Genomic DNA, 16,310 nt, shown 5'->3' with positions numbered 1-16,310 from the left:
TTTATTTTATGGGCAGGTCGATAGTATAGCCCTTCAGACTTTCGCGTATCAGGGCAGCAGTTTTTTCATCTGCTTCAGTCATGGGCAGTCTAAGCCCGCCTACTTCAAACCCCAGGTAATTCAGGGCGTATTTGATAGGTATGGGATTTGATACTACAAAAAGTGAGCGTATCAGCGGGGTCAGGTGGCGGTGAATAGCGGCTGCGTTATCCGTATTGCCCGAAACAAAACTGGTTATCATCTCCTTTATTTGCTTGCCCACTATGTGGGAAGCTACCGAGATAACGCCGTAAGCCCCCATGGCCAGCATGGGCAGGGTATCGCTGTCATTACCGCTCCAGACAGTGAAATCAGGACGGACATTGTTTATTATCTGGGCTATATCATCCAGTTTGCCGCTGGCTTCCTTGACACCCACAATATTGGGTATCTGGCTCAGGCGGATTACTGTTTCCGGACTCATGTGGGTGATGGTGCGAGAGGGTACATTATAAAGTATGCAGGGAAGCTTGGTAGCCTCGGCAATAGTCTTGAAATGGAGGTATAACCCTTCCTGGGTGGGTTTATTGTAATAGGGCACTACCAGCAAACAGGCATCTACCCCAATCTTCTCCGCTTTGAGAGTATTTTCCAATGCTTCCTGGGTGCTGTTAGCACCTGTTCCGGCAATAACCTTTCCCCGGTTGCCGACCGCAGATTTTACAGCTGCAAACAGGGCGTGTTCTTCTTCCCAGGTAACGGTAGGTGATTCGCCGGTAGTGCCAACTACCACCAGCCCGTCACTGCCTGAATCAAGAAGTCCCAGAGCCAGTTTCTGAGCCTGGGCATAATCTACTGTCCCGTCTTTTTTAAACGGGGTTACCATGGCCGTAATCAGCCTGCCTAATTCTTTCATTCTAACCTCCTATCATGCCGCGGTTGACCAGTTCTTCGGCAATCTGGACGGCGTTTAAGGCCGCGCCTTTCCGGACATTGTCCGCCACCACCCACATAACCAAACCATTGGGGTTGGAAATGTCTTTGCGTATCCGTCCCACAAATACCTCGTCTGTACCGGTGGCCAGCCAGGGGTGCGGATAAAGTTTGACAGCCGGTTCGTCCAGCACTTTTATACCCGGTGACCGAAGGAGTATATCCCGGGCCTGTTCCGGCTCCATGGGACGTTCAAATTCTATAGTTACAGCCTCAGAATGGCCGGTGATAACCGGTACTCTTACGCAGGTAGCTGAAAGCTGTATATTGTCAGCATGCATAATCTTGCGGGTTTCTTCCAGCATCTTCCATTCTTCCTTGGTATAGCCGCTGTCCAGGAAAACGTCAATCTCCGGCAGCACATTAAAGGCAATCTGGTGGGAATATACATGGGCAACCGCTTTCTGTCCGTCAAGCAACTGGCGGGTTTGGGTTTGCAGTTCATCTACCGCATTTACGCCTGTGCCGGACACAGCCTGAAAGGTAGTTACCACAATACGTTTAATCGGATTTACCTTGTGCAGAGGGTACAGGGCGACTACCATTTGAATGGTAGAGCAGTTGGGGTTGGCAATAATCCCTTTATGCTTGGTAATATCTTCAATATTCACTTCCGGTACTACCAAGGGGACTTTGGGGTCCATGCGGAAAGCGGCACTGTTATCTACTACTATCGCTTTGTGCTGGGCGGCAATGGGGGCAAAATGGCGTGAAATATCCGCCCCGGCAGAGAACAAAGCTATATCTACGTTATTAAACGAATCATAGGCGGTCTCCCTGACCTCTATTTCCTCGCCTTTGACCATCATTTTCTTGCCCGCAGAGCGGTCTGACGCCAGGAGTGAAACGGTATCCATAGGAAAATCCCGTTTCTCCAGTACTTTTATAAATTCCTGACCTACCATTCCGGTAGCACCTACTATGGCCACTCTGTAACCCATGGACTGCCTCCTAAAGCTTAAGCAGTTTGTCCAGACCGAAAACAAAACCTTTGGTTTGGACTATTTCTTTTATCGCCAGTACCACACCGGGCATATAACATTCGCGGCTGAAGGCATCATGCCGTATAGTCAAAGATTGACCGGCCGCTCCGAAAATAACTTCCTGATGGGCCAGCAAACCCGGCAGGCGCACACTGTGCACCCGGATGCCGTCATGTTCCTGTCCGCGGGCATCTGACATATTTTCCTTAGCCGGTTTGTTAAAGGCTTCACCCCGGGTTTTAAGCATGGCGGCTGCTGTAGCCAGCGCAGTACCGGAAGGTGAGTCCAGTTTCTTATCGTGGTGCAGCTCTATCACTTCGGCACTGGCAAGGAAACGTGATGCTTCCTGTGCCAAGTGAACCATTATTATAGCACCAAGGGCAAAGTTGGGTGCAACTATAATGCCGATATCATTAGTTTTAGCCAGCTGTTCAATTTCTGATATTTCCTCAGGCGAAAAGCCGGTAGTGCCTATAACCAGATTAACCTTGTGGGCGGCGGCAATGCGGATAGCAGGCATGGAAGCTTTGGCAATAGTAAAATCTACCATTACATCCGGCTTGGTCTGCGAAAGGACGGAAGAGAGGTCTGCCGAATAGGGGATAGAGCCGCTTCCGTCCGGCAGGGGCAGGGCAGGGCTTTTTGCCCGTATGTCCACCGCTCCCACCGGAAGAAGGTTATTTTCCTGGCACAGGGTCTTTAAGACCTCCTGGCCCATTTTGCCTGAGGCACCGTGAACTACAACCTTTATAGGTGTCATAGCGCCTCCTAATATATTATGAGTTAGACCGGTCTTGAGGGCGGAAAGGCCCGGAACGGCGCGGCTGGGAATCACGGTTGCGGGAGATGGGAACAGCATTGGGATTGAGAATGACCCGGTGTGACAGGTTTATTCTGCCCTGCGAATCAATCTCAGTTACCTTTACTGTTATTTCGTCACCCACTTTAACTACGTCTTCCACTTTTTCCACTCTGTGGTCGGCCAGTTCGCTTATGTGTACCATGCCCTCTTTGCCGGGCAGAATTTCAACAAAAGCACCAAAGGTCATTATCCGGGTAACTTTACCGGTATAAACACTGCCGGCTTCTACATCTTTGGTCAGGTCTTCAATTATCTTTATAGCTTTTTGGGCCGAAGCTTCGTCAGTAGCACCGATGACCACTGTGCCGTCATTTTCAATATCAACGGTGGTATTGGTCTGCTCAATAATAGAGCGGATAGTCTTGCCGCCGCTGCCGATAACACTGCCAATCTTGGAGGGGTCAATGCTTATCTTGTACATTCTGGGGGCGTAAGGGCTAAGCTCGGTCTTGGGCTGGGCAAGAGCCTTGTCCATTACTTCCAGTATGGTATAGCGGGCTTCTTTGGCCTGATAGATAGCGTCACGGATAACGTCAAAGCTGATACCCTTGACCTTCATGTCCACCTGTATGGCGGTTATGCCGTCACGGGTACCGGCAACTTTGAAATCCATATCGCCGTAGTTATCTTCAATGCCTTCAATATCAGTAATGGTGCAGTAGGTGTCATTTTCACCGGTAATAAGGCCGATGGAGATACCGGCAACAGCTTTTTTAACTGGTACACCTGCATCCATAAGTGACAAACTGGACGAACAGACACTGCCCATAGAAGTAGAGCCTGATGAACCGACTACGTCAGCTACCATGCGAATGGTATAGGGAAATTCTTCGGGAGTGGGCAGGACAGGCACCAAAGCCCTTTCAGCTAAAGCACCATGGCCGATTTCACGCCGTCCGGGGGAGCCGGAACGCTTAACTTCACCGGTAGAGAAGGGGGCAAAATTATAGTGAAGCATAAAACGCTTGGTGTCTTCGGTACTCAAGCCGTCCAGCTGCTGGGCTTCCTGTAAAGAACCCAGTGTGGTAATGGCCATAACCTGGGTATCACCCCGGGTGAACAAAGCTGAGCCGTGAACGCGGGGCAGAATACCTGTTTCAGCGTCCAGCTGGCGGAGCTGCTTAATACCCCGTCCGTTTACCCGGATATCTTTTTCAAGTATAGTTGAGCGGATAGCCTTTTTGATTTCTTTATCATAAGCGGCCAGAATATCGCCCTCGGCATATGTCTCTGCCAAAGCTTCAACCAGTTCGCTCTGAAGGGCTTCAACCGCATTTTCACGGAGGGTTTTATCCTGATGGCTCAGAGCTTCGTTTACCCGCCCTTTTACAAAGGCGGCTACCGCTGCTTTGACTTCTTCGGGTATTTCCAGCACCGGCACCGGCAGTTTTTCCTTGCCCAGCTTGGCGCGGATTTCATCCTGCAGATCAATAAGCTCCTGATTTGCCTGATGGGCAAACTCAATCGCTTTAATCATAAGGTCTTCGGGAATTTCCTTAGACCCGGCCTCAATCATAACCACGGCTTTGCGGGTGCTGACTACCACCAAATCCATCTGGCTTTGTTCCAGCTGGGCAAAGGTGGGGTTAAGCACGAATTCGCCGTTTATATAACCTACGCGGCTGGCTCCAACCGGGCCTTCATAGGGTATTTGTGACATGGTAAGAACGGTTGAAGCACCTACCACACCCCAGATATCAGCGTCATTTTCCTTGTCTGAGGCAATTACGGTGATAATAATCTGAAGTTCATTCCGCCACTCCTTGGGGAGAAGGGGGCGGAGAGGTCTGTCTGTCAGACGTCCGGCCAAAATAGCCTGTTCACTGGGGCGTCCTTCGCGGCGGATAAACCCGCCGGGGATTTTGCCTGCGGCATACATCCGCTCTTCATAGTCTATAGTCAGGGGGAGGAAATCCACCCCTTCGCGCGGTTTTTTGGCAGCACAAAGTGTTACCAGTAATTCGGTATCCGCATAGCGGATAGTTACTGCGGCATCTGCAAGGCGGGCCATTTTCCCGCTCTCTATAATAAGTTTTCTGCCGCCAATAGTTCGTTCAAATGAGTTGGCAGTTATCAATAACGTAATCTCCTTACAGGGTTATTTGCCTTTGGCAATATTTATTTTCTAAGGCCAAGATTGGCAATAAGCTCCTGATAACCGGCCCCGTTATTGTTGCGCATGTATGAGAGCAAGCGGCGGCGGCGGCCAACCAAAGTAAGCAGGCTTCTCTTGGTATGAAAGTCATGTTTATTAGCAATCATGTGGGTGGTTAACTGGTGAATACGGGCAGTGAGCAAGGCTACCTGCACTTCAGTAGAGCCGGTATCGTTTTCGCTCTTTTTGAATTCGTTGATAATCAGAGATTTTTCCTGTTTGTCCAAACTTATTCCCCTTATGTTATTCTACTCAATTTAAAGTCAAAATTATATCACACTGTACCTGTGTTGTAAAACAAATGCGCTATATTTAGGTATAATATACCATATTCCGGCAAGTGTTTACTTGACGTAATATATGGGTAACGCTATATTCATTTAAGGGCTTTAAAAGAGGTGTTTGTGTGAGTTTGCACGCCGGTATATTAAAACTGTGGCTGGACTTGCCTGAAAATACCTCGCTGAAGGGCAAGTGCCAGCTTATTCAGCCGCTAATCAGGCAGCTGCAAAACCGTTTCAATCTTTCGGTAGCCGAAGCCGAAGAAATGGACAGATGGAAGACGGCGGTTATTGGTATAAGCTGTATCAGCAACAGTGCCGCGGTGGCTGACCAGTTACTGAATAAAGTATTGGCTTTTGTGACTGACGGCGGGTTTGATGTGGTTATACGTGATTTTCAGATTGAAATAATGGCGGTTTAGGATAAAGGCTTTTGGAAACTACCGAATTTTTAGCCTACATTGCGTCCCTGCCTGATTATCAGGAGCAGATAGCCCATATTGAACGCCTGCCATACCGTCCGGCGGAATATGCCAGAACTGACGCCCCGCTGTTGCTCCGGATAGATGCACGCCTCAGAAAAAAACGGATTTTGCCCTTGTACACCCATCAGGCAAGTTCTATAAACCTCAGCCGGCAGGGAAAGAATATTATCGTGGCTACCCCGGCGGCCAGCGGCAAAAGCTTGTGCTACAACCTGCCGGTGCTGGAAAAACTGCTCTCAGACCCGAATGCCAGAGCTTTATACCTTTACCCGGCTAAGGCTTTGGCACAGGACCAGCTGCGAAGCCTGAAATCCCTGGCAGTGCCTTCACTCCTGGCAGATGAGGAAATAGCTGTATATGATGGTGATACCCCCGGCAACAGCCGTGCGGATATACGCCTGAAAGCCCGGATTATACTTTCAAACCCGGATATGCTACATGTTTCCATACTGCCGTCTCACCAGAAGTGGGGGCGGTTTTTACGACACCTGGAATATGTGGTGATAGACGAAGCCCATATTTACCGGGGGGTATTTGGTTCGCATCTGGCAAATATTATCCGTAGGCTTAGGCGTCTTTGCCGTTACTACGGCAGTTCCCCGCAGTTTATTCTCAGTTCGGCTACTATAGCCAGCCCCGGCGTTCATGCCCAAAGTCTGACCGGGCTGCCTTTTTCAGTGGTAGATAATGACGGCTCTCCCAGGTCAGAAAAAGATTTTGTTTTTTGGAATCCGCCCATTATTGACCCGGCTAACGGCATACGCCATAGCGCCAACTCGGAGTCTTCGTTTCTTCTAAGCGAACTGGTTAGCCACGAAATACGTACTCTGGACTTTACCCGTACCAAACGGCTGACCGAGCTTATTTATAAATATTCGCGTGACCGCCTAATAGCCATAAAGCCGGAGTTTGCAGATCTCATCAAGCCTTACCGGGGAGGGTATACCGCCGAAGACCGCCGCAAGATAGAAAAAGAGCTTTTCTCAGGCAGATTGCTTGGGGCGGTTTCCACCAATGCACTTGAGCTGGGAATAGATATAGGTGACCTGGGGGCTACCATACTGACCGGCTTTCCCGGCAGTATCTCCAGCACTTTTCAGCAGGCAGGGCGCAGCGGCCGAAGGTGCGGCCACTCACTTTCCTTTTTGCTGGGGCTGGATAATCCCATTGACCAGTATTATATGAATAACCCCGAAAAACTGTTTAACAGCGGTTTTGAAGGCACTTTTATCAATCCGGAAAATCCATATATCTACCGGGTTCATCTTTTATGTGCCGCCTGGGAGATGCCGGTAAATGCCAGCGAAACGGATATGTTCGGTGAAAACCTGATTGAGGAGCTGGATGCACTTGCCCAGGAAAGAGTGCTTAATAAGCGGCGGGACAATTATTATCTGTCAGCCGATATTTCTTATCCTGCCGGAGATATCAGTATCCGTTCAGCTTCGGGCAAGGATTTCTGTCTGATAGATGCCGAAAGCGGGCAGATTATTGAGACGCTGGACTTTCAAACCGCCTTTTTGCAAGCCTATCCGGGGGCGGTCTATCTGCATCAGGGTGAAAGCTATCTGGTAAGCCGTTTTGACCTTAACTCCCAGATAGCCCTGCTGGAAAAGAAAAAACTGGACTACTATACGGTTACCCGTGACCTTACCGAAATAAGCATAATTGAAGTGCTCAAAAACAAACTGGTGGGGGATATCAGCGTATATCTGGGCAAAGTGGATGTTACTTTAACTGTCACCGGCTACAGGCGTAAAGCCCAGTTTACAGAGCAGGTATTGAGCGAGGAGCAGCTGGATTTGCCGCCGCAGACTTTTCCCACTATAGCTGTCTGGTTTAAACTGCCTTCTGACATAGTCTCCGCTATGGAAAAAACTAAAATGGATTTTCACGGGGCTATCCATGCCGCCGAACACGCCCTTATCGGGCTGCTGCCTTTATTTGCTCTGTGTGATCGGGGAGATATCGGCGGTGTTTCTACCCCGCTCCACCCGGATACCGGTACCCCGGCCATATTTATATATGACGGACACCCCGGCGGGGTAGGTATTGCCGAAAAGGGATATGAAGTCATCAAAGACCTTTGGGAAGCCGCCAGAAACGTTATTGAAAAATGCACCTGCATAGACGGCTGTCCCAGTTGCGTTCAGTCACCCAAGTGTGGCAATAATAACAAACCGCTGGATAAAAACGGAGCTAAAGCCGTACTGGAAAGATGCCTGGGCAAGGCCTGTTTGTGATGCTGAATTTGTTCGGGTATAATTTTAATATAGTGCTTTTTTAAAAATTGAAACAGGACAGGTATTTATGTTTGAAATAAATGTAGACCCGGTAGCCTTCAGCATCGGTTCGCTGGTGGTCAAATGGTACGGAATCATGATGGCCCTGGGTGTGATAGCACTGGTTTCCTGGATATTCTGGCGGATTAAACGCGGGGCTGATATTTCTTATGATACGGTGCTGACTGCGGCTATTATCGCCATTCCCTCCGGCATTATTTTTTCAAAGCTCCTGCATGTTATAGATGCCTGGGAGTATTACAGCCTTAACCCCGGAGCTATTCTAAGCGGTGAAGGTTTAACCATATTCGGGGCTATTATCGGTGCAACTATCGGCTTGTGGATTTACAGCCGTTATTCCCACTTCAATCTGGGTTACCTGCTGGATGTGGCTGTTCCGGGCATACTGCTGGGGCAGGCGATAGGCCGGGTGGGGTGTTTGCTGAATGGTTGTTGTTACGGGGAATACGGCGGCAGCGGCTGCAGTGTGATTTATACTAACCCTGCCTCAGCCGCACCTTACGGGGTGGAGGTTGTTCCTACCCAGGCTTACGAAATAATATTTTTGCTGTGTCTTTTTGCCTTCAGCTTGTTTATAGCCAAAAAACTGCGGCCGGACGGTCAGCTTTTTCTGCTGTATATCAGCCTGTATGCTGCCTGGAGAGTGGCTATTGGTTTTGTGCGGGTGAATGATGATTTTGCTCTGGGGCTGGAACAGGCCCAGGTAGTGGGTCTGATACTTATTGCCCTGGCTGTTCCGTTCTTTATATACCGCCTGAGGAAACAAAAAGAGGCGGATAAGAACACTTAGTCAGGATACTTTTATGCCCTAAACGGGTTATATTTGAAATAGAAACGGCGCTGCAAGCACATTCCAGTTTGCAGCGCCTCTGCTTTTTACTGCGGATATGATGTTTGACTAAAGCCGTTCTTTAAGGTTTTTACGGAAAATAGCCCTCTTGGCATTGCCGGAACCGGCCTTATTTTTTATCTCTTTCATGCGGGGTATGTACATAATTATGGGTATCATAACTACCAGCAGGGAAAAAAGCACTTTTCCCAAATCATGTTGTCCCAGCCAGGCCACCAGTATGAAGCTTAAAAAAGATATGCCGTAACTAAGAGTGGGGAAACGGGTAATAGCCATCAGCACCAGAAAACAGGCTATATATATGGGTATGCCCTCCGGCATCAGGTAGGCCAGAATGCCAATGGCGGTGGCGCCGCCCTTGCCGCCCTTGAATTTCAGCCAGACCGGGTAATTATGACCGGCAATGGCCATCAGGGCGCACAGCATCTGGATACCCAGCCCCTCACCTAGCCAGTTGGCAACCGCCATAGCCAGAGCACCCTTGCCTATATCTACCGCCAGCACCAGTATGCCCGGCCAGAAACCCACGTTGTAAAAAACATTCATAGAGCCCATGTTTTTTGAGCCTACGCTGCGAATATCTATACCTTTAAAAATCCGCCCTGCCAGATAAGGGGCAGGAGTAGAGCCGATAAAATATGCGGCAATGAGGGCGATTATAACCATTATCAAGCTGTTCATTTGCTCACCTTTTTACTAAATCTTGGTGCCTGCGGGGGCCATGTCAATTATCTTTAAGCGGAGTGTATCTGTCCCGCACCATTTATCCAGTTCCAGATTATACACTATATCCACCGGGGATTGGAGAAAACCGTTCAGTTCCTTAAACTGGCGGAAGGCTATTCCGTCCCAGAAGCGGCCTTTATGTTTTATCCGCAGTTTCAGGTGCTCGTTGTTGCTGCCCATGGAGCGGTAATCTGTAATATTCAGCCCCCGGCTAAGGAATACGGGTTTCGGGTTTGCTTCCCCGAAGGGGGCCAGCCGTTCAAGTTCGCGCAGGGTAGCCGGACAGAGCTGGCTTAGGTCTGTATCTATATCAATATCTATAAAGGGTTTCAGCTCTACCCCGCTTAGGCTTTCTTCGGCATAGGCGGATATACCCTTTATAAACGTATCCAGATGTTCTGTGGGCAAGGTGAAGCCGGCCGCCTGGGCATGCCCGCCGAAATGGCTGAACAAAGGGGCAAAGCGGCTGAGTGCCTGAATAATATTGAAATCAGGTATACTCCGGCAGCTGCCGGTGGCAAAGTCCGCATTGGTCTTGATGACAATAGACGGGCGGTAGTATTCGTCTGAGAGTCTGCCGGCCACCAGCCCGCTGATACCCTGGGGGCATTCGGCATCACTGTATACCAGCAGGGAGGGAGGTGATTGGCTGTCCAGCCTGGCTCTGGCTTTTTCCACAAAACGGACAGTTAATTGCTGGCGTTCGGTGTTCTTGTTTTCCAGCCAGAGAGCCAGTTCCTGGGAATCACTTATAGCCGTGGAGGTTAAGAGTTTGTACCCGGCCATAGCGTGCTCCAGACGCCCGGCGGCATTGAGGCGGGGCGCCATTATCCAGGAAATGCTTTCCGGCTCTATTTCCCCCAAACGCAGGCGGCTCAGCTGGGCCATTTCTACTATACCGGGACGCGGCTCCGCATTCAGGCGTTTTACGCCTTCCTTTACCAGATAACGGTTTTCGTCCAGAATGGGCACAATATCCGCAACTGTGCCAATGGCTACCAGGTCCAGCAGGTCTCTGGCCTCACTTTCCCGCCCCAGATTGCGGTACAAAGCCTGTATAACTTTATAAGCCACGCCCACCCCGGCCAGTTCTTTAAACGGGTAGGCTGAGCCGGGTACTTTGGGGTTTATAATGGCATGTGCAGGCGGCAGCTCATCAAGCGGAGTGTGGTGGTCGGTAACTATCACGTCCAGCCCTATTTTATTTGCCCGCTTTATTTCGGGTATGGCGGTAATGCCGCAGTCTGTGCTGATGATAAGTGAAGCACCCTCGGCTTTGTGTTTTTCAAGGGCGGATATCTTCAGCCCGTAACCTTCGGTGATGCGGTGGGGTATATAGGGGGTTACATTTCCGCCCAGCCGGGCAATACCCGTAGTCAGGACGGCTGTTGCCGTCAGCCCGTCAGCGTCAAAATCACCGTATACCACCATTTTTTCACCTGTCAGCAGGGCTTTGTAAATACGGCTGACCGCCTTTTCCATATCAGGAAATAAAAACGGGTCATGGTCTAAACGTCTGTCGGGTGACAGAAACATATCAGCTTCTTCAGGGGTTTTGATACCCCGGTTGTAAAGCAGACTGATAATCAGGGGTGGATAAGGGAAATTCTGGCTGGTCTCTTCCGGAGGCGCCGGCTTCAGCTTCCAGAGGCAGTTAGCCAATATTTTCATCACCCATTTCCCTGAGGATAAGCACCGAATTATGCCCGCCGAAACCGAATGAATTATTAAGCGCCACCCTTACCTTGGCTTTGCGGGCGGTATTGGGGGTGTAATCCAAATCACAGTCAGGGTCAGGAGTGGTGTAGTTTATGGTAGGCGGTATAATTCCGTTTTTAATAGTCAGGGCGCATATGGATGCTTCAATAGCCCCGGCCCCGCCTATCAGATGCCCCAGCATGGATTTGGTGGAGCTGATGGCTAGTTTCCGGGCATGTTCCCCGAAGGCCACCTTAATAGCATTAGTTTCCATCTTGTCATTCAGGGGGGTAGATGTGCCGTGGGCATTTATATAGTCTACCGCTTCCGGTTTGATGCCGGCGGTATTCAGGGCAACATTTATAGCCCGGGCGGCTTCTACACCGGATTCCACCGGCTGGGTGATATGGAAAGCGTCTGAAGAGCCGCCGTAACCGATTATCTCGGCAATAATACTTGCTCCCCTGGCTTTGGCAGACTCCATTTCTTCCAAAACCAAAATCGCCGCACCCTCCGCAATAACAAAGCCGTCCCGGTTGGCATCAAACGGGCGCGAAGCCGTCTGGGGGTCTTCATTGCGGGTGGATAGGGCTTTTAAGGCTGAAAAACCGGCAAAACCAACTGGGTTCATAATAGATTCGGCACCGCCCGCCAGGATAATTTTGGCCGAACCGAAACGTATTTTTTCAAATGCTGTGCCTATGGCGTCTGAACCAGAAGAACAGGCCGAAGTAGTACAGAAATTAGGCCCTTTAAGACCCAGCTGGATAGATACCTGGGCTCCGGCCATGTCTGCAATCATCATGGGTACTAAAAAAGGGCTGACTCTGTCCGGCCCCTGTTCCAGGAAAACTTTGATTTGTTCAAAAAGAACCGAAAGCCCGCCTATGCCGCTGCCTACAATCACCCCGATATCCTGCCGGATGCTTTCATCTGTCCCCAGTCCCGAATTTTCCAGTGCCTGTTTGCCGGCGGCTACCGCCAGCTGGGCGAAACGGTCCATGCGGCGGATATCCTTGCGGGATATATAGTTCGCCGGGTCAAAATCTTTGACCTCTCCGCCAAAGCGGACAGCCAGATTTGATGCGTCAAAGAGGCTGATATGGTCTATACCTGAACGGCCGTTTATCAGGCCTTCCCAAGTGGTTTGAGTATCAAGTCCAAGAGGGCTGACAATGCCGATGCCGGTTATGACAACCCTGTTTTGGGGCTGGTTATCAGTCATCTGTTCACCTCAGTTGTTAAATTGGCTATTTATAACACAGGCATATTATAACTGCAAGTTTGGGGAGGCTTTGGTATAATCAGGTTTGATGTTTAATATAGCTTTAGATACACTGGGCTGCAAGCTGAATCAGGCTGAGACCGAGGCCTTCGGGCGTGAATTTGCCCGGGCAGGTTACCGTCTGGTAAGCCCTCAGGATAACTGGGATATTTATATTTTAAATAGCTGTACGGTTACTCACGTGGCAGACCGCAAAGCCCGTTATCAGATACGTATTGCCCGCCGGCATAATCCGGCTGGGTTTATCTGCCTCATGGGGTGTTATGCCCAAAACGGCGGGGATAAGCTAAGCTGCCCGGATGCTGATTTGATACTGGATAATTGCCGTAAAAGCGGTATTGTGGCTGAAATAAGCCGCCTTTTCCCGCCGGAAGTCTGCCCGACAGCTCTGTATGAAAACGGCCGGACACGCAGTTTTATCAAGATACAGGACGGCTGTGACAATTTTTGTTCATATTGCATAGTGCCGTTTGTCAGGCGGCATAAAAGCTGCCGCCGGGTTGACGAAATAATCAGCGAAATAAACCTTAGGCAGGCTGAAGGGTATCAGGAGATTGTGCTTACCGGCACGGAAATCGGCGAGTATGCTTCAGGCGGGGTTGACCTTGCGGGGTTGATTGAGGCTATTCTGGCCAATACCCAAATACCCCGTTTGCGCTTGTCTTCCTTGCAGCCTGGGGAAATAACCCCTCGGCTGTTAGCTCTTTGGGAAAACCCCCGTTTGTGCCGCCATTTTCATATGGCCATGCAGAGCGGCAGTGACCGCATACTGGCTTTGATGCGCCGCCCTTATAGTCTGGGTGATTATAACCGGGCATTAGAGGCAATACGCACTCAGGTTCCAGGTGCGGCTGTGACTACAGACTTGATTGTGGGTTTTCCGGGAGAAACCGAAGAAGACTTTGCCCTGAGCTTGAAATATATACAGCAGGCCGGGTTTGCCAGGGTGCATGCTTTTCCGTATTCCGAGCGGCCGGGTACGCTGGCATCAGGCATGGAGGGTAAAATAGACCCGTCCGTTATAAAAAAACGCCTTTCCCTGGTGATGGTTGCGGCTAAAAGTGTCAGCTTACAGTACCGCCGGCAGAGCAAAGGCTTGGGAAAAGAGGTACTCTGGGAGAATAAAATGCGGGACGGCCTCTGGTTTGGCTATACTTCAGACTATATACGGGTGTACGGCAGATTTTCCGGCCAGCCGACTAATACTATTTCACAAGTGAAATTGGTTAAAATTTATGCTGATGGCATGTTAGCCGCTGATACAGTTTGACATAACACTATTTCCAAACGGCAGTTTAAGGCAAATGTGCAGATAAAGACAGGTAAAAGCTGTCAGGCAGGTTTTTTAAGGCCTGCCGCTTCCCAGTAATTTTTAAAGCTGCTGTAGGGTATCAGACCGCTCATGGCCTGACTGGCTGCCGGTATATCGTTTTCAACAGCGGCCGCTACCGGATTAAGCCCGCCCATCATTATCATACCTACTTTATTCAGTCCTGACGGCATTTCGCAAACTGATTTACCGGCTTCACCTACAACCAGTACCCCGTTAATTCCGGCATTTCTCAGTTTGGCTATTATCTTTTCAGCTAGCGGCAAACTGGCGGCAGGTATCTCGCGGAAATTACATAATACTTTGCCCTCACCCCTTCGGGCTACTTCTGAAACGCTGGTCATCCGGCTGGCAATAAATATTTCAGAGGGGTCAAGCGAAGAGCCTGTATAGTAAATCATATCCGTAAAGCGCCGCGGTTTATTCTGGTGGAACTGCAAAGTACCCCCGAAGCGGGAATCCATGGGAATACCTGCCTTAAGCAGAGTGCCGTTTATTACAATGGAACAGACAGTGGCAAAAGCAACCTGCCCGGCGGGTACGCTGATATCCGCAATCTTGTCTCCTTCATGGGCAATGCACACCAGCTCACTTACGCACAAATTGGCTTTATACGCCTGTGCCATAGCCCTGAGGGCGGGTTTAAACTGCTCTTTGGCAAAAAAGGATATATTTACCGGCACCATGCCGCTAAGGGTGTCCAGATTAAAATCTGTCAGGTAGGCCAGACGCTCAATTTTGTCAATAACAAAGCCAACTTTGTCAGTTACCAGGGCATTCTCCAGTTCCTCAAGACCAAGCTGGGTAATGCTCCGGCCGTCACGCCGGCTTATCTTGCAGGTCATTCCTCTGTCATCCAGCATTATCAGGTGATAGCGGACTGCCCGTTCCGAAAGCTCAATGCCGTATTCATTCTTCAGGCGGCGGGCAATGATTTTACTGCCAAGCGGTGTCTGGCAACTGGCCAGAACACGCAAAATGGCTAATTTTTCGCGCTCTACTTCGCGTCCGTCCTGTTTTATCAAGTTAATCCTCAGTGTAAGATTTTTATTCATTGTAACAGCGCCCCGTCATATAAGGCAATAATTTGCCGTATGCAGGGCAAGATTTTTATATTTGTTAGGCCGGACAGCGGCAGGTGTATTTTATGGGAAACTATCTGAAGGGCGGCATATTTACCGGTATGCCCCGTGAGTATAAATATTTTTTCAGTTCCATTATATTTATCATGCCGGAATGAAATACCGAAGCCGCAAGTACCGCCTGGGCTTTGCCCCCGGTTATTACGGCGTATATATCCTCCATACTGCCGGCACCGCCCGAAGCTATTACCGGTATATTTACTGCTTGGGCAACTGCTTTGGTCATCTCCAGGTCATAGCCGTTTTTAGTTCCGTCAGTATCCCGGCTGGTAAGCAAAATAGCACTCGTTCCTTGCTTTTCAATCTGTTTCACCCAGTTCACCAGTTCCAAACCATGTTTATTGTCTGTATTGGGCATAACAGCTTCCAGACGGTGAAGCCCGCTTTCGGGCGGGTTTTTAATCCCATCTATAGCCGTAATTATACGTTCACTGCCGAATCTGGCTGCCGCTTCCGCCAAAAAACCCAGATTTTGGGGTGTAATGTTATTTAGGGCAACTCTGTTTACACCAAGAGACAACAAACTTTCAATATCCCTCAGGTTTCTGATACCTCCGCCCGCAAGCAGCGGCAAATCTGTATTCCCTATAATCTTTTTAACCCAGTCCGTGTGGATAGCACTTCCTTCCAGAACGGCAGTCATATCCAAAAAGGCCAGTTCGTCCGCCCCCTGTCCGGAATATGCCAAAGCGGCTTCAGCCGGGTCAAAGGAATCGGCCATTCGGGTAAACTCTATTGCTTTGGTTACCCGGTTATTTTTCACATCTAAACAGGGGATAATCTTGATAGGGTTCACCTTATCACCATCAGTTTTATTCATTTGCATATAAACCGGCGCACTTGGGAATAGTATGCTATTTGGAGGTTCAAAGTAAAGTTGGCGGTTCAAAGGTGTGCAGCAGAATTGCCCTGATATTGCCCGTATACGGCTATGATGTTAAGATATCTTGTGCCGTACAATTTGAAGCGAAGCCGCCCTGACAATGTGCCAAATGAAATCAGCCTTCGTCACCTGACTGTTGATGAAGCTTTGCCGGCATTTAAGCAGTATTTGAATGATGCGTTTATGGCCGGGCATATGATTATAAAAATTATACACGGGAAAAGCGGCGGCGTAATCCGTGGGCTGGTATGGGAAGAGCTTAAGGGGCATCCCCTTGTTCAGTCTTACCGTTTGGGTGAATACGGGGAGGGCGGTTCGGGTGTAACTATCGCTTACTTGGAGCGGCGTTAAAGCC

15 protein-coding genes are annotated in these 16,310 nt (G+C 49.6%); 5 read left to right on the top strand and 10 right to left on the bottom strand.

Annotated features, from left to right (window positions below; all coding sequences use genetic code 11):
• Window position 1 precedes the first annotated feature (1 nt).
• From dapA to rpsO, 5 genes are read right to left on the bottom strand one after another with little or no spacing between them, the layout of a single operon-like run.
• Window positions 2-895 (bottom strand): 4-hydroxy-tetrahydrodipicolinate synthase, encoded by an 894-nt coding sequence (gene dapA, locus ACE6F3_RS07115; protein ID WP_010936675.1) that lies wholly within the window; start codon window positions 893-895, stop codon window positions 2-4.
• Window position 896: 1 nt separating this feature from the next.
• Window positions 897-1,913, bottom strand: coding sequence for an aspartate-semialdehyde dehydrogenase (locus ACE6F3_RS07110; protein ID WP_041342350.1), 1,017 nt, complete (start codon window positions 1,911-1,913; stop codon window positions 897-899).
• A gap of 10 nt (window positions 1,914-1,923) precedes the next feature.
• Window positions 1,924-2,715, bottom strand: a complete 792-nt coding sequence (gene dapB, locus ACE6F3_RS07105; RefSeq protein ID WP_010936673.1) for a 4-hydroxy-tetrahydrodipicolinate reductase — start codon at window positions 2,713-2,715, stop codon at window positions 1,924-1,926.
• A gap of 16 nt (window positions 2,716-2,731) precedes the next feature.
• The gene (locus tag ACE6F3_RS07100) at window positions 2,732-4,894 is read right to left on the bottom strand and encodes a polyribonucleotide nucleotidyltransferase (protein WP_279115562.1); all 2,163 of its coding nucleotides are present in this window, start codon (window positions 4,892-4,894) and stop codon (window positions 2,732-2,734) included.
• A gap of 41 nt (window positions 4,895-4,935) precedes the next feature.
• On the bottom strand, window positions 4,936-5,199 hold the full coding sequence (gene rpsO, locus ACE6F3_RS07095; RefSeq protein WP_010936671.1) for a 30S ribosomal protein S15: 264 nt from the start codon (window positions 5,197-5,199) through the stop codon (window positions 4,936-4,938).
• Between the two features lie 179 nt (window positions 5,200-5,378).
• Here rpsO and ACE6F3_RS07090 point away from each other — a divergent pair, with 179 nt between their 5' ends.
• The 3 genes from ACE6F3_RS07090 to ACE6F3_RS07080 all read left to right on the top strand — a co-directional run bounded on the left by ACE6F3_RS07090 (window position 5,379) and on the right by ACE6F3_RS07080 (window position 8,831).
• Window positions 5,379-5,675 (top strand): DUF503 domain-containing protein, encoded by a 297-nt coding sequence (locus tag ACE6F3_RS07090; protein WP_279115564.1) that lies wholly within the window; start codon window positions 5,379-5,381, stop codon window positions 5,673-5,675.
• Window positions 5,676-5,686: 11 nt separating this feature from the next.
• Window positions 5,687-7,981 (top strand): DEAD/DEAH box helicase, encoded by a 2,295-nt coding sequence (locus tag ACE6F3_RS07085; protein ID WP_279115567.1) that lies wholly within the window; start codon window positions 5,687-5,689, stop codon window positions 7,979-7,981.
• Window positions 7,982-8,048: 67 nt separating this feature from the next.
• A complete protein-coding gene (locus ACE6F3_RS07080) occupies window positions 8,049-8,831 on the top strand; it encodes a prolipoprotein diacylglyceryl transferase (RefSeq protein WP_041342339.1) in 783 nt (260 codons plus the stop codon).
• A 108-nt stretch (window positions 8,832-8,939) separates the two neighbouring features.
• Here ACE6F3_RS07080 and ACE6F3_RS07075 read toward each other — a convergent pair whose 3' ends face one another.
• Genes ACE6F3_RS07075 through fabF form a run of 3 tightly spaced genes read right to left on the bottom strand, consistent with a single transcriptional unit; the run spans window position 8,940 to window position 12,540 of the window.
• Window positions 8,940-9,572 (bottom strand): glycerol-3-phosphate acyltransferase, encoded by a 633-nt coding sequence (locus tag ACE6F3_RS07075; protein WP_041342336.1) that lies wholly within the window; start codon window positions 9,570-9,572, stop codon window positions 8,940-8,942.
• Window positions 9,573-9,587: 15 nt separating this feature from the next.
• Window positions 9,588-11,288, bottom strand: coding sequence for a single-stranded-DNA-specific exonuclease RecJ (recJ, locus tag ACE6F3_RS07070; RefSeq protein ID WP_279115568.1), 1,701 nt, complete (start codon window positions 11,286-11,288; stop codon window positions 9,588-9,590).
• Window positions 11,272-12,540, bottom strand: a complete 1,269-nt coding sequence (gene fabF, locus ACE6F3_RS07065; RefSeq protein ID WP_279115569.1) for a beta-ketoacyl-ACP synthase II — start codon at window positions 12,538-12,540, stop codon at window positions 11,272-11,274. The genes recJ and fabF overlap by 17 nt, the downstream gene beginning before the upstream one ends.
• A gap of 88 nt (window positions 12,541-12,628) precedes the next feature.
• Between fabF and mtaB the strand changes: the two genes are divergently transcribed.
• Window positions 12,629-13,870 carry a tRNA (N(6)-L-threonylcarbamoyladenosine(37)-C(2))-methylthiotransferase MtaB gene (gene mtaB, locus ACE6F3_RS07060; RefSeq protein WP_279115570.1) on the top strand — a complete coding sequence of 414 codons (1,242 nt, stop codon included), beginning with the start codon at window positions 12,629-12,631 and terminating at the stop codon, window positions 13,868-13,870.
• A gap of 62 nt (window positions 13,871-13,932) precedes the next feature.
• Here mtaB and ACE6F3_RS07055 read toward each other — a convergent pair whose 3' ends face one another.
• Together ACE6F3_RS07055 and hisF are read right to left on the bottom strand one after the other, a co-directional pair.
• The gene (locus tag ACE6F3_RS07055) at window positions 13,933-14,985 is read right to left on the bottom strand and encodes a DUF128 domain-containing protein (RefSeq protein ID WP_279115572.1); all 1,053 of its coding nucleotides are present in this window, start codon (window positions 14,983-14,985) and stop codon (window positions 13,933-13,935) included.
• Window positions 14,986-15,085: 100 nt separating this feature from the next.
• Complete coding sequence (hisF, locus tag ACE6F3_RS07050) at window positions 15,086-15,892, bottom strand: imidazole glycerol phosphate synthase subunit HisF (RefSeq protein WP_279115573.1); 807 nt, start codon at window positions 15,890-15,892, stop codon at window positions 15,086-15,088.
• A 129-nt stretch (window positions 15,893-16,021) separates the two neighbouring features.
• Here hisF and ACE6F3_RS07045 point away from each other — a divergent pair, with 129 nt between their 5' ends.
• A complete protein-coding gene (locus ACE6F3_RS07045) occupies window positions 16,022-16,306 on the top strand; it encodes a Smr/MutS family protein (RefSeq protein WP_279115574.1) in 285 nt (94 codons plus the stop codon).
• The last annotated feature ends 4 nt before the right edge of the window (window positions 16,307-16,310 follow it).

Source organism: Dehalococcoides sp. THU4 (assembly GCF_043231265.1).
In the GTDB taxonomy this organism is placed as follows: Bacteria; Chloroflexota; Dehalococcoidia; order Dehalococcoidales; family Dehalococcoidaceae; genus Dehalococcoides; species Dehalococcoides mccartyi.
The sequence above is the reverse complement of the archived record's forward strand: the minus strand, read 5'-3'. Positions and strand labels throughout refer to the sequence as shown.

Bases quoted from the DNA above. Each gene is read 5' to 3' on its own strand.
- recJ (WP_279115568.1), bottom strand. From the start codon at position 11,288: ATGAAAATATTGGCTAACTGCCTCTGGAAGCTGAAGCCGGCGCCTCCG.
- hisF (WP_279115573.1), bottom strand. From the start codon at position 15,892: ATGAATAAAACTGATGGTGATAAGGTGAACCCTATCAAGATTATCCCC.
- ACE6F3_RS07110 (WP_041342350.1), bottom strand. From the start codon at position 1,913: ATGGGTTACAGAGTGGCCATAGTAGGTGCTACCGGAATGGTAGGTCAG.
- ACE6F3_RS07075 (WP_041342336.1), bottom strand. From the start codon at position 9,572: ATGAACAGCTTGATAATGGTTATAATCGCCCTCATTGCCGCATATTTT.
- dapB (WP_010936673.1), bottom strand. From the start codon at position 2,715: ATGACACCTATAAAGGTTGTAGTTCACGGTGCCTCAGGCAAAATGGGC.
- mtaB (WP_279115570.1), top strand. From the start codon at position 12,629: ATGTTTAATATAGCTTTAGATACACTGGGCTGCAAGCTGAATCAGGCT.
- dapA (WP_010936675.1), bottom strand. From the start codon at position 895: ATGAAAGAATTAGGCAGGCTGATTACGGCCATGGTAACCCCGTTTAAA.
- ACE6F3_RS07055 (WP_279115572.1), bottom strand. From the start codon at position 14,985: ATGAATAAAAATCTTACACTGAGGATTAACTTGATAAAACAGGACGGA.
- fabF (WP_279115569.1), bottom strand. From the start codon at position 12,540: ATGACTGATAACCAGCCCCAAAACAGGGTTGTCATAACCGGCATCGGC.
- ACE6F3_RS07080 (WP_041342339.1), top strand. From the start codon at position 8,049: ATGTTTGAAATAAATGTAGACCCGGTAGCCTTCAGCATCGGTTCGCTG.